We start from the raw sequence: 13,190 nt of genomic DNA on the forward strand, positions 1-13,190 counted from the left end.
GAATCCGCGCCCACCTTGCCGTGGAATTCGTGCCCGCGATCGCGTGGAATTCGCAGTCTGGACGGCTCCCCGTTGGCAAGGTTGATCTGGGAATTCAGTGAGGCTGGTCGGTGCGGCCATGTCTTCGACCTGTTGGTGCGGCGCTTAGGTCCGCTGGCCATGATGCCCTCCGCGAAGCTGGGTCCCGACCAAAAGCACGGGCTTGAAGGCCCTCTGGCGCATTGGGTTCTCCCGCTTCCCGGTTCGACCGGTTCACATCACTCCTTCGTCGCCCTTCCCAAACTTGTCCGGCGCAGCGGCGCCTGATCCCTACGCGGCCCGCGGCATCGGCTCCCGATACGCTTGGCCGCTGGTCATGATCGCCCAGATCATCCGGGCGGTCTTGTTGGCCAGCGCCACCGCCGCGATCTTCGTGGTCCGCCGCGCCATCAGCTGCACGAGCCAGGGCCGCCGGGTCCCGTGTCGCTCGGCGTAGCGGATCACCGCCAGCGCGCCGATGACCAGCAGCTGGCGCAGGTATCGGTTGCCCTGCTTGGTGATCCCGCCCAGCCGCGCCTTGCCGCCGCTGGAGTTCTGCTTCGGCACCAAGCCGATCCAGGCTGCGAGGTTGCGGCCGGTCTTGAAGGCGTGGGGATCCGGCACGCTGGCGACGATGGCGCTGGCCAGCACCGGCCCGACGCCGGGCACGGCCATCAGCCGCCGGCCGACCTCTGTGGCCCGGGCGCTGGCAAGGATCAGCCGGTCGGTCTCGAGCGCCTGGCGGTTCACCAGGACGAGCTGGTCGGCCAACAGCTTCAGGCAGATCCGCGCGCTCGCTGGCACGCGCTCATCAGCTTCGTCTCGCACGATCTCGATCAGACCCTGCAAGCCCATCCGGCCGATCGGCGCCGCCAGCCCGAACTCGGCCATGTGCGCCCGGATCGTGTTGGAGAGCTCGATCCGATGGCGCATCAGGGTCATCCGCGTGCGGTGGATTACCAGCTCGCTCTGCTGCGCTGGGCTCTTGACCTCGACAAAGCGCATGCTCGGCCTGGTCACCGCCTCGCAGATCGCCTCCGCGTCAGCGGCATCGTTCTTCTGCCGCTTCAGGTACGGCTTCACGTACGAGGGCGGCATCAGCTTCACCTCGTGGCCGAGCTCGGTCAGCCGGCGACCCCAGTGGTGCGCCGTGGCGCAGGCTTCGATCCCGATAAGACAAGGCGGCAGCTTCTCGAAGAACGGGAGCAGCTTCGCCCGCGAAAGTTTCCGCTGCACGACGACCCGGCCCTCAGCATCGACGCCGTGGACCTGGAACACTGACTTGGCGATATCCAAGCCCACCGTGACGACCTCTTCCATGGCGCTCCTCCATCTCTGCCGACCTCACGGTGCGGCGGGGGATGGGGAGCCGTCCACGGCATCATGAGCGGACATTGGCGTCCGGCTCAGAAGCAGACATTGAGGCCGTTTGGCCAACGCTCCTCAGGTACAACTCAGCGTTCCGCTATGAGTGGAAACAGCCTCTGGCCCACGCATCTAAGACGACCTCCGCCCGCCAACGGCAGACAGATCGCTCGTTGTCACGCGGCGGCGCTTTGGGCCAGTCCGCACACCGCGACCTTGGCCGGCGATAGGGCTCTATTCGCGACGTCCGCTAAGTGGTCATGGTGCGTGAAGAACAACACCTGCGTCGTGCGGGCCAACTCAGCGAGAACCTTGAAGCCGGCGGCGGCGCGCCTGTCGTCGAAGTTGATGAAGAGGTCGTCGGCGAGGAACGGCAGGCGCGCCCCGCTGCGAACGGCATCTTCCACCGCGGCCACCCGTAGCGCGAGGTAGAGCTGGTCGACTGTGCCCTCGCTCATGCCGTCTACCGGAACAACCTCTTGCCCCTCCTCGCGCAGTCCGGCGAGCGTCGGCTTGTCGCCTTCGTAGTCGACGAGCAAGCGTGAGAAGCGGCCGAGTGTAAGGGTGGAGAATAGGGAGGAGGCGCGCGCAAGAAGAGGGCCTTGTTTTTCTTGCCGGTACCGCTCGATAGCTGTGCGCAACAGGCGAGCCTCAGCGCGCTTGCGGATATAGAGCTCCGCCTGGTGCGCCATCTCGCTCCGCGCCTCTGCCATCTGCGCCGCGGCGATCGCAGCCTGGGGACTGTCATCGAGTGCGTCGAAGGCGATTTGAGCGGATTTCTTGACCTGGCTCTGCGCTTCTATCTGCTCAACGAGCTTCTCGAGCGCGCCATTGATCTCCGCTGACGCTTGCACGAGTTTGTCCGGATCGGTGCCAGCGATCTCCTCGAGCAGCGCCTCAAGCGAGCGGCCCTCGCCAGCCTTGAGGATTTCGTCTTCAGCCGCGCGGATTTGTTCAGCCAAGCGGCTCGCCTCGCGCACCTGCGCTAGCGTCTCCCGAAGTTCGTCCGCGTGAGTTTCGGCGGCGTCTTTTCCGAGGGGCGCCAGCGCGATCAATGCCTCGGACAGGGCATTCTGAGCAAGATTCAAGCGACTGCAGGCCTCTTCATGCGAGGCGTGCAGACGGATGCTGACCTCAGCCTGCGTTCTCGCCTCGTCGGCGGCAGTATGGAGCTTGCGGTACAACTCCAAGACCTCGGATCCTCCAAGGCAGGCCTGAGACGCCGCATCCAACACTCGGCGCTCGAAGCTTGCCCACCCCCGTTCGATCAGGGCGAGCTGATCGTCGACCCCAACGATCTCCTCAAGCTTGATCTGCAGATGCTCGATTGTCTCCAGATGGCTGCGGATCACGGTCGGCGACGCCTGCTCCAGGCCAGCGGCAGCGAGCGAGTTTGCCCAGTCGGACGACCAACCGGCCTCGGCTTCCTCGACGGCGGCAAGCTGCAGTCGCCCGGCCTCCAAAGCCTCCTGAGCGGACTTGAGCTGACCCCGAAGCGATTGCTCCTCAGCCGCGGCTTGTTGAGCCGCTTCGAGTGTGGACTCGGTTTCGGCGAGAAGCGCAGACAGAACCACAGGCTCGTCCGGCTGCAATTTGCGTCCAAGCGCAAGCAGGATGGCCCGCCCCGCCTCGGCATGAGCCAATTGCGCGCGCTCAAGTTCTGATTTCGCCACAGCGACGGCGTCCGTCGCTTCGAGTGCGCTTCGGTAAAGATCGCGCCACTCCAGCAAGCCCTCCGGCGAAAGCTCGACGCCTAGCGGCCGCACCAAAAGCTGGAAGGCTTCACGGACGTCGGCCAAATCCTTCTCTGCCCTGTCGCGCCGTGCTTCAGCCTGCCCGAGTTCGAGCTCCGCCTTTTCAATCTCCCGCTCAAGGGCGGCGAGGCCGCCGGCGTGCTCGGCGGCCGCAAAGCGTTGGTCGGCCAGACGGTCTCCCACCGCGACCAACTCCTCGAACCGCGCGCTTGCGTGCGGCACATCTTCGACCACGGCCTCGCCCCCAAGTTGGCGCTTCAGCTCAGTCCAGGCGCCGTCGCGCTGCTGGCGCGCCTCTTCCAACATTTGTCGGGTGGGAGTGGGATGAGCGAGGACAGCATGCCTTCGGTCGAGCAACAGGGAAGAGAGACGCTCGGCGCTCCGACGCACGGCGTCTGCCTCCGTCGACGCTCGCTCGCTCGCTCCTCGCAACGCTTGCAACGCATGATCCACGTCGGCGTCTTGCGGCAGCTTCAGACTCTGGAGCGCTTTGACATCGCCAGACCAAGGCGCGAGGTCGCGCATTCGCGCGGCCAGTTCTGCCTCGAGCTCGCTGGCGGTGCGCGCGGCTTGGTCCAGCGCCCTGTGCAGGCCGGCGCCGCGGATTTCTCGAACCAGCTCGTGGATCTGCCGAACGTCTGGTTGGTTCGGGAGACCGGCGACGCTCTCCCGGAGGCGAGCCTCCAGGGCCGCAGCCATACGAGTAGCCTCGCGCGCGCCCTTCGCCTGCTCGTCTATGCTGATGCGGCGATCCAGAAGCTCACGCAAAGCAAGCAGCGCCGCGCGCGACGGCATCTTCGCCCGAAACTGGGTGACGTCGTCGTGAGCCCAGCCGAGCTCGCGCGCGAGATCGCTGGCAGCTAACCGAAGTTGGGCGCGCCGCGCCTCCAGCTCTGGCATCTGTCCGCGACCTTGGTCGACCTGCCCCTTGGCCTCCGCGAGGGTGGCGATCTCGTCAGCCAGCTCCAGCAGGGCAGGATTAGGCTGTGCGCGCTCAAGCTCCTTCTCAAGCCGCTCGATTTCTGCCTTTGCGCCAGCGATCAACAGCTGTGCACGCTCGCGATCAGCGAGCGCAGCTTCGCAGGCAGCCGCCCTCTCTTCGGAGAGGATCGGCGCGTGCTGGAGTTCGGTCAGCCGGCTCTGAGCCAGAGCGCGACGGGTAGCGGCGGGGAGAACCAACTGGCATCGCTGGACGCCGCGTTGATCCTGTGTGAGCCGGGCGTGGTCCTGGCGCAGCTTCGCCAATGCCGCCTCCGCCCCTTCTAGCTCCCTACGGGCGCTCAGCCACGCGGAGGGTCGGACCTCAGAAGCCTTCAATATCGACCTAGCTGTCTGGTAGGCCGCCGCGGCGGCGTTGTACCGGCGCGACTCCCCTGCGCGACTGGCCCAGATGGCCTTGGCCTCCTCTTCGATGGCTTCGCAGACCCTGGAGACCTGCGTCAGGCCCGACCCGGCGGAGAAGATGGCGGCCCCGATGTCGTCCTCGGCCTTGACGATCTGCTCGCCGCCGAGCCGCAGCTGGGCGTGGTCCAGGCCGAACATGCGCCGGAAGCTCTCCCGGGTCTGGCCAGCAAGAAGCGGGGCCAGCACTCGTTCGCTGAGCGGATGCTCGTCCGCTCCGCTCAGGGTGTCACCAGTGCCCTTGCGACGGACGATCTCCGCGCTTGCGCCATCGTCTTCCAGAACCGCGCCGACACGCAGGAGCGGCTGCTTGAATTTGAACGCGAAGCGCGTGCGGGCGCCGAAGCCGAACAGGAGATCGCTGACCGCAGCGAGCGTAGTGCTCTTGCCGGCCTCGTTGGGGCCAAGGACGATGTGCAGATCGCAATCGCCGCGCGGGAATACGAGGTTGCAGTCCTCGAAGTGCCCGTAGCGCAGCAAGCGCAGTTCGGCGAATCTCATGCTTCACCCGCGGTCAGGCGCGCCCGCAATGACGCGGCCGCTTCCTGGAGAATGGGGCCCGTCGAACCCAGCCGAAGCTCGCGCAGCAGCTCGAGTTCGCCGTCCAAGTCCATAGGCGTCTTGCTGAGGAAGTCGGCCAGGTCTTCCGCCAAGAGCTTCTGCAGCGCGGGATCGGTCGTTACGGTGTCGAGCAGTACGTCGAAGTCGTCGGCGATCTCGCCTGAAGCGGTCGGCCCGCGGACGGCGAGCTCGAGCTTCTCCAGCCAAATCTCGTCCGATAGCGCTGTCGCGATCGCGCGCACCGCCTCTCTCCACGCGGCCCGTTCGTGGAATAGCGCTCCGTGCAGCACGGTCTCACCGGTCAGGCGCACCCTGCACATGACCGGCCGGCCGTCGGCCTCGCGGACCAGCGTCTCCCCGAGCGCCGAACGAACGCGGTTGTGGATCTCCGAAGGATCATCGGCAGCGCTGACGTCCACCTCGACCAGTGCCCAACGGACTACGTCCAGCGCCCGGTGCTCAATGGTCTTCACCTGCCCGCCCGTCACCTGGACGAGCGCGGCGCCTTTAGGCCCGGTCTCACGAATGTTCCGACCCTGAAGATTCCCCGGAAAGACGATCGCGGGATCGGCTCGCACCTTCTCGAAGGTGTGGACGTGGCCGAGCGCCCAATAGTGGTAGCCCTTGGCCGCCAGCTCATCCGGATGGCAGGGGGCGTAGGGCTGGTGGCCCTTGGCCCCAAGCAGCGCTGTGTGCAGCACACCGATATTGAAGGCGCCCCCTTCCGGCGCGGGGTAGGCGGCCGCGAGATTGCCGCCTGGATCGCGAGACTTGTAGCTCTGCCCATGCAGCACCGCGCCGGTCGCAGCATGCTTGAACGTTTCGGCCTGCTTGGATCCGAAGACCTTCACGTTCGGCGGCAACGGCAACTGCCGGGTTAGGTGCGACTCCGCGTCGTGGTTCCCGTAAAGCAGAAAGACGTCGATCCCAGCATCGTTCAGGCGCCGCATAGCGCTGCAGAAGTAGAGCCCGGTGGCGAACGCCTCCCAATCTCCGTCGTACAGATCCCCGGCGATGACCACGAAGGCGACCTGTTCTTCAATGGCGCAGGTCACCAGGTTGTCGAGCGCGGCGCGCGTTGCGGTGCGGACCGTTTCGGCTGGGACACCATCGTACTGAGCAAGCCCTCGCAAAGGGCTGTCGAGGTGCAGGTCCGCAGCGTGCAGGAACTTGAAGTCCATTGAGATCCCCCGAGCAGGATCAGATTAGGGACAGCGGAGGCGGCAGGCTACTCGCGAGAGCGATAGGCAAGATTGGCCGGCGACGCCGCGACGCGGCCCGAGCGAGGTAGAGCATCGCCGTGGCCGAGAGCACATGATCGACTTGGGTTTTGGTTTCGATGGTCGACGTCATAATGGCCTCCGTGATGATGGAGACCCTCTCGCGTCCCTGCGTCAGAAACGGACGCATGCCCTTGCACCGCATACGTAATCGTCCTCCACGACGGCTCAGCCATCCGACCAGACCAGCAGTGATGCTGGGGAGAAAGTTCGGTTTGGGACTTCTCATGTCACCAAAGGACGACTGATGGCGCGGCTGCCTAGGCGCCGCCGGCGGCGGGAGCGCCGGATATGAGGGCGTCAACGGCCGCCAAGACCTGATCGAGCTCCGGGAACTGCACGCCCTCGGTGTTCAACCGCTCGAGGAGCGCCGCCGCGGAGGCCGGGAACTTGAGGCACGACTTGCCCTCGATATCGAACTGCTGGGCCAGCTCGCCCTTCAGCTTTTGGAAGAGCTCGTCGCCGGCGCGGAAACGAACGTAAGCTTCCAGGTTGGCGTCCCAGCAGGCGAACCGCTCGAAACAGCCCTCGGGCCACTCGGCGCATTGATCGTCGGCGACGCCGGCCAGGCGCTGCAGGACGCTGTTCGTGGCGATGCGCTCCTTCTCGTCCTTGGTATTGTCACTCCGGTCGTTGTCGAACAGCCAGAAGCAGGGAATGGCTAGGGCCGAAAAGATTACCACCGGCCGCTCGATGTTGTTCTTGCCGCTCACTTGGGCGATCACGATCCCCTCCGCGTGCGGGTCGCGGCCTTTCAACCGGTACCAAGCTTCCAGGACGGACTGGTCGCCGACCCCCTCCACTAGGACTACGCAGCGCGAGAAGAAGCCCTCCGCGATTTGGGTGTCAAAGGTGTGCAGCTTGGCGGCGTACCTTGCCGCCGACCAGGCCTCCTCTGCCGGCCGCCCGGCGGCTTGGGCCGAAGCCAATGAGCACGCCTCCAGGCTCGTCTCGCTGACCCGAACGTTTCGCGCCTCACCCTCCTTCACCCGTCGGACCATGCGGATCGCCTCGCAGGCTGGTAGCGAGACCAACAAGGGCGAGTGGGTCACAAAGATGGTCTGCACGCGGATGCCGGTCTCCGCATTGAAGCCTTCGGCGAGCCGCCTGAGGATTTTGCCGAAGAGCCGCTGCTTCGTGGGGTGCTGGTAGATTTCAGGCTCCTCGATGGCGAGGATCAGGTCGCTCTGCGGCGTATCGAACTGCTGCTGGCCGGCCTGCTCCTTGGCGGTGTGGGCGGCCATGTACTGCAGCACGGTGAGGATGACGGCCCGCTGGAGCCCGTGGCCCACTCCTTCCAGCCCGGTGATGAAGTCGTTGTCCTTTACCGAAATGGCAGCCGTCGGAAAGCTGGGCTGAAGCTGGGTGACCGGCTGCCAAGTGGTGATGATCTCGGAGTCCTTGTAGTAGTCCGACAGGATGCGGGTCATGCCTTGGCTGATCTCCGCCAGCACCGGGACGTTAGCGGGGTTGGTGATGTCGGAGATCTTCTGATTGGCCTCGTCCAGGAATGCCTTGAAGGCCGCGCTGTTCTCGATTGTCTGGCGCGCGATAGTGTCCAGCAGGGTGCGCACGGGCGACGCCTTGTTGCCCTGGATGTCTTCGGCCGCATCTTGGACCGCGCGGATGAGCACGAAACTGGTCTTCTGTTTAAGCTTCCCTGCGGCGACATTGGTCCACCCCTTGAAGGCCGCGACCTTGTGCAGCTCCAGGCTCTCAGGGTGAGCAGCTTCCCAGGCCTCCAGGAAACCGTCGATCTCGTCCGCGCTCTTCTCCTTCAAGAGTTCGGGCGGGTTGCCATAAGCCTCCCGAAGCTCCGCGTAGAGCTTCCGCTTGTCGGTCTTGCCGCTCTCGTTTCGGATGGCGGTGAAGTCGGGGTTCACCAAGGCCGAGACGAAGAACTTGCCGCTTTCGGCGGGATTGTCCGCGTAGAACCGGCGGGTCACCACGAGCCGGCCATTCAGCAGGTTGCCGCCGAACTCCTCTAACTCCCCCGGAGTGAGCTCTGCGAAGTGCACGGTAATGTCGATCGGCGCGCCAACGTTCTCGTCGGAGAAGTCCTTGGGACCGACGCGCGGGCTACTCGAGAAGAACAGGTCGAGCGCCAGCAGAAAGGCGGACTTGCCGGAGTTGTTCTCCCCCAGCAGAGCCGTTGCGCCGCCCAGGTTGAAATCCGAATTCCGAAGGGCCCGGAAATTCCGGACCTCGACGCGCTGGATGCGCATTTCCCCCCCCGAGGTCTACCTGGGGTGGAACATTGCGCGACTGCTCCGCCGGAGCAAGTGTGCGGTCTAAAGTTCGCAAACGATCCGGATCATCGCCGCGTCGCCGCGTTTGTAGCCGGGCCGCGGCGCCTCCGAAGCGTTAGACGATACGAAGGCCCCCTGCGCCTCGTCCAGGCGCATGAGCTTCCAGCCTACGCGCTCCCCACTCGTGCTGCCGCCGCTTATCTGCCAAGCGCGCATCACCGGATTGCCAGCCTTTGAATACCCAACGGCATGCACTTCGACACAACGACTGAAGCCGTCGTAGCGCAGCTCTAGCACTAGGCCACGACGCAGCGCGTCGCATGCGGTCTCCACCCACATCTGCATTCCTCCACCAACGCGCTCGTCACCAGCGATCACCTATAAGCCGCACGACCGAGCATCACGCGGGGGACTAAAGCTTGGCCGATGTTACAGCCGTGGTGGAGCCCCAGCCCTATCCTCGCGCGGGACCTTGCCAGTTCTTCGAACCGCTGCTGGTAGCTTTGATGGCAGAGCCTTTATGGAGAGAAGTGGAACTCCTGGTCAGCAAGGAGTCGGCTGCTGAGACGCAAAGGCGAAGCTTGGCGTGCAGCCGCAAAGCCGAACTTCCAAATGGCAGCTAAGAGTCAGGCCTGCGCCTCGGTCGTTGGCGCTAAGCATGGTGCCGACCAGCGGACCTTCTGAACTTCGCCCTTGAGTCAAATCCGGTCCAAAGGCTAAGCACGGCCGGCAGGTGACGCGGGCCGAAGTCTGGGTTGGGGTGGGGTGTCCGCCACCGGACCCTGAATTCACCGTTTTGTCGTGGCCTATCCGGCTCGAACTTGTGCAGCAGGCTGCTGCACAATTGATCGGGACCACTTCCGGACGAACCCCATCCTTGAGAGCGAACCATCGAGGCAAGGACATGCCCCCCGCAGCCTATCGACCCACGCTGCTGACGGCCGAGATCGACCCCACGGTATCGGCACGGTATCGGTGTTCAACCGCCTGGTGGCGCTCGCGACCGAGCATCTGATCGCCGTGATCGGCGAGCTGCGGACCCACCGCCAGCACCGGCCGAACCGGCCGGTGCTGGCGGTGCAGGTCGTGGCGCCGCTCTGACGCGGCCGTCCTAGTGGACTTTCAGGGTCTTTGCGGGGCCGAGACGCCGCAGGAGGTCCTGGCGCAGGACCTCCACCTCCGCCTCCAACCGCGCCATCGTCTCGGCATCGGCGGTGCGCGCCGCGGTCAGGAGTTGCAGGCAGCGGTCCACAATTGCGCGCGCCTCGGGCGCGGCGCGAACCCGCAGCCGAAGTTCGACAAAATAGAGCAGCGCCTGATCGAGCGAAGTCGCCATTGGGCCTTCATGAAACGCCGGTCGCGAAACGACAAGCCTGAGCCGCACCCGACCGGGCGACGTCCTGGGGCGGGGAGGCCCGGATGACCTACGACAGGGGCGGGAGAAATGGCTCTGTGAGTTGACGGGCCGGGTCGCGGGGGGCGCAGGCCGCACCCGCTCCCGGAGCCGCTCGCAAACACGGAGATCACCCATGACCCTCTACGCCATCGCCAAGGCGGTGGGCGGCGACGTCTATGCGCGCGGGCGCCGCGCCAATATCCCGGCCCCTGGCCACAGCCTGGCCGATCGCTCGGTCTCCCTGCTCGTGGCGGACGGACGGCTGGTCATCCATTGCTTTGGCGCCGCGTCCTGGCAGGAGGTCCGCGCCGACCTCCTGGCCCGCGGCCTCATCGACGCCTCCGGTTTCCTCATCGCTGCCGGGCGGTCCGCCGACGGCATCGCGGCCTCGCCGACGCCGGGGCGATTGGAGCGACGGGCGTTCGCCGAGGCGCTCTGGCTCAGGAGCGGTGAGCTCCACGCCGCCGGACCCGCTGGCCGGTACTGCCTGGCCCGCTGCGCGCCCGAAGCCTTGGGCCGCCCCTGGGCCTTGCGCAGCCATGCCGCGGCGCCCGTGTCGGTCTATGGCGGCAGCCGCTTCACCCGCCCGGCCCTGGTCTGCGCCGTGCGATCGGCGGACGACGGCCTGACGGCGGTCGAACTCACCTATCTCACGACGGCAGGGGCCCGGTGCACCGTCGTCCGGACGCCGCGCAAGGCGATAGGGGTGCTGCCGCCCGGCAGCGCCGTGCGGCTCGCGCCGGCCGAGGCCACGCTCCTGGTGGGCGAAGGCGTCTTCACCACCCTGTCGGCCATGGCGCATTTCGACCTCCCCGGATGGGCGCTGCTGTCCACGCGCAATCTGCGCCGATGGACGCCGCCGCCGGGGGTGCGCCGCGTGCTGATCGCCGCCGACCGGGGCGCCGATGGCGAGGCCTCGGCCGCGACCCTGCGGCGGGTGCTGGCGGGGCTCGGCGTCGAGGCGGAGATTCGGTGTCCGCCGCCCCCGTTCGGCGACTGGAACGACTGGCGGATGGCGGCGCGCGACGCCGAGCGGGCGGGGAGGAGGAGCAAGGGACGGGTGGGGCGCGCCCGGGGGCAGGATGACCCTCGCCCCGGCGCAGGAGCCTGATCTCGATGACCGAAGTTGCTTCCCCCGTCCCCGAGCCGGCCGCCGGCCCCGTCCCGATGAAGCGCATTGTCGTGCGCCTGGGCGATCTCGGCCTGGCGAAGGAGAACCTTCGCTATGCCGAGCCCGCGGACGAGGACGTCCCCCAGCTTGCCGACACCCTGTTGGCCGCCGGCGTGGTGATCCCGCCCATCGTCCGGCCGGGCCGCAAGGGCGAGCAGCCGCACATGGCCCTCGACGGCCGCCGCCGGCGCATGGGCCTCCTGCTGCTGCGCGACCGCGGCGACATCACCGACGACTATGAGATCGAGTGCCTGCTGGCCGAGACCAAGGCGCAGCAGGCCGCAGCGATCCTGCTGCCCAACACCGAGCACGCGCCGGTCCATATCGCCGACGTCATCGTCGCCATCGGCCGGCTTCGGAAGGCCAAGATGGACACCGCCGCCATCGCCAAGTCCCTGGGCTACGCCGAGCTGGAGATCAAACGGCTCGAAGCCCTGGCCGCCGTCGATCCGATGGTCCTGAAGGCGCTGCGCCAAGGCAAGCTGACCCTGAAGCAGGTCCGCCTGTTCGCGCGGCTGCCGGACAAGGCGCAGCAGAAGGAGATCGCCCAGACCGCGCTCGACGGCTACTTCCACGACTACCAGCTGCGCGCCGTGGTCGAGAATGGCCGCGCCACCATCGACGACGAGCGGTTCGTCCTGGTCGGCCGTGAACGCTACATCGCGGCCGGCGGACGGATTTCCTCGGACCTGTTCGGAGAGCTGCCGGACGCCCTCCTAGACCCCGACATCCTGCAGGCCGCCTGGCGCGAGCGCGTGCAGCCGATCGTCGATCACCTGCAGGCCCGGGGGCTCGATGTGTTCCTCGGTCGCGAGGGTGGATACGCCGCGCCGGAGGGGTTCTCTCGCCTGGGCTATGTCTACGAGCGCGACCTCGCCGAGGCGCAGCGCACCGCCCTGGCCGACGCCCGCGACCGGGTCGGCGAGATCGCCGCCGAGCTGCAGGGTCTCGATCTGGCGGCGGATGAGACCCCGGCGGCGCTTTGTCGCCTGATCGACGCCCTGGCGGCCCAGGCCAGTGCGCCGCTGACCCGCAGCCGGATCGGCGCGGTGTTGATCACCCCCGGCGCCGGCGAATTCGGCGTCGCAGCCACCTTCTTTTCGGTTCCCTTGCCGGTTGAGGCGCTGCCCGACGACATCGAAGAGGAGGACGACGACGAGCCGGAGGCGGCCGTCGGCGGCTATGGCCGGTCGAGCGCCGACGTGGAGGTCCCGAAGGCTGACGTTGAGATCGCGGGCTCCAGCCACGTCCTGCACGAGACCCGGACCGATGTCGCGACCCGCGGCCTGATCCGCGACCTGGCGGACGACCCGTCCGTCGCCCTGACCGTCCTGGTGGCGCAGCTGTTCAAGCAGCTTGCGCTGCACGCGGCGTGCAGTGCTGGGACCTCGGCGCTGCAGATCTCCGCGACGCGCTACGGGCGGGCCGGAACGGCCCCGGTCGCGGCCCTCGACGGCGAGGTGCGCACCCGCCTGGACGCGCGGCGCAGCGCCTACAGGGCCTCCGGCCTGCGGCCCATCCCCTGGGTCGAGACCCTGCCGCACGGCGAGAAGATGGCGCTGCTGGCCGAGCTCACCGCCATCAGCCTGGACCTGCGGGAAAGCCGCACGACGTCGCTCCGCGACGCCGCCCGGGCCGAGGCCGCCGAGATCGCCGCGCTCTGCGGGGCCGACATCGCCGCCCATTGGACGCCGGACGAGCGCTTCCTCGCCGTGCACTCGAAGAAGCAGCTCCTCGCGCTGCTCGACGAGATGCAGGTCGAAGACGATCGCGCCAAGTCCCTGAAGAAGGACGACCTGGTGGCCTTCGTCGCCGAGGCGGCCGCCGAACGGCAATGGGCGCCCGCGATCCTCTCCTGGGACCGCACGACGCCCGACGACGCCGAGGGCGAGGCTTCGGACGAGGCCGGCGAGGCGACGGCGGATGGGACGGCCGAACCCTCGACGGATACGTCGGAGGGGCAAGCCGACACCGCGCCGCCGCTGGCGGCCTGAC

At 67.1% G+C, this 13,190-nt stretch carries 9 protein-coding genes; 3 read left to right on the forward strand and 6 right to left on the reverse strand.

All coding sequences use genetic code 11. The features are described from left to right. Positions 1-309 precede the first annotated feature (309 nt). From AX721_RS25805 to AX721_RS25830, 5 genes are all read right to left on the reverse strand, one after another. Positions 310-1,338 (reverse strand): IS110 family transposase, encoded by a 1,029-nt coding sequence (locus tag AX721_RS25805; RefSeq protein WP_068878826.1) that lies wholly within the window; start codon positions 1,336-1,338, stop codon positions 310-312. 221 nt (positions 1,339-1,559) lie between these two features. Beyond that, entirely contained in the window at positions 1,560-5,039 is a 3,480-nt protein-coding gene (locus tag AX721_RS25810; protein WP_068878827.1) for a YhaN family protein, read from the reverse strand. Then, positions 5,036-6,280, reverse strand: coding sequence for a DNA repair exonuclease (locus tag AX721_RS25815; RefSeq protein WP_068878828.1), 1,245 nt, complete (start codon positions 6,278-6,280; stop codon positions 5,036-5,038). Before AX721_RS25815 ends, AX721_RS25810 begins: the two co-directional genes overlap by 4 nt. A 359-nt stretch (positions 6,281-6,639) precedes the next feature. After that, a complete protein-coding gene (locus AX721_RS25825) occupies positions 6,640-8,604 on the reverse strand; it encodes an ATP-dependent endonuclease (protein WP_068878830.1) in 1,965 nt (654 codons plus the stop codon). A 66-nt stretch (positions 8,605-8,670) separates the two neighbouring features. Further along, positions 8,671-8,967, reverse strand: a complete 297-nt coding sequence (locus tag AX721_RS25830) for a hypothetical protein (RefSeq protein ID WP_068878848.1) — start codon at positions 8,965-8,967, stop codon at positions 8,671-8,673. Positions 8,968-9,603: 636 nt separating this feature from the next. Here AX721_RS25830 and AX721_RS28655 point away from each other — a divergent pair. Beyond that, positions 9,604-9,729: a hypothetical protein gene (locus AX721_RS28655; RefSeq protein ID WP_255355358.1), complete on the forward strand. Its 126-nt coding sequence runs from the start codon at positions 9,604-9,606 to the stop codon at positions 9,727-9,729. Between the two features lie 10 nt (positions 9,730-9,739). Here the strand turns inward: AX721_RS28655 and AX721_RS25835 are convergent, their stop codons facing one another. Then, entirely contained in the window at positions 9,740-9,964 is a 225-nt protein-coding gene (locus AX721_RS25835) for a hypothetical protein (RefSeq protein WP_068878831.1), read from the reverse strand. 193 nt (positions 9,965-10,157) lie between these two features. Here AX721_RS25835 and AX721_RS25840 point away from each other — a divergent pair, with 193 nt between their 5' ends. Together AX721_RS25840 and AX721_RS25845 are read left to right on the forward strand one after the other, a co-directional pair. Next, entirely contained in the window at positions 10,158-11,135 is a 978-nt protein-coding gene (locus AX721_RS25840; protein WP_082769894.1) for a toprim domain-containing protein, read from the forward strand. Positions 11,136-11,140: 5 nt separating this feature from the next. Next, on the forward strand, positions 11,141-13,189 hold the full coding sequence (locus AX721_RS25845) for a chromosome partitioning protein ParB (RefSeq protein WP_068878832.1): 2,049 nt from the start codon (positions 11,141-11,143) through the stop codon (positions 13,187-13,189). Position 13,190: the final 1 nt, after the last annotated feature.

This window comes from Phenylobacterium sp. CCH9-H3, assembly GCF_001557235.1.
Taxonomy (GTDB): domain Bacteria; phylum Pseudomonadota; class Alphaproteobacteria; order Caulobacterales; family Caulobacteraceae; genus Phenylobacterium.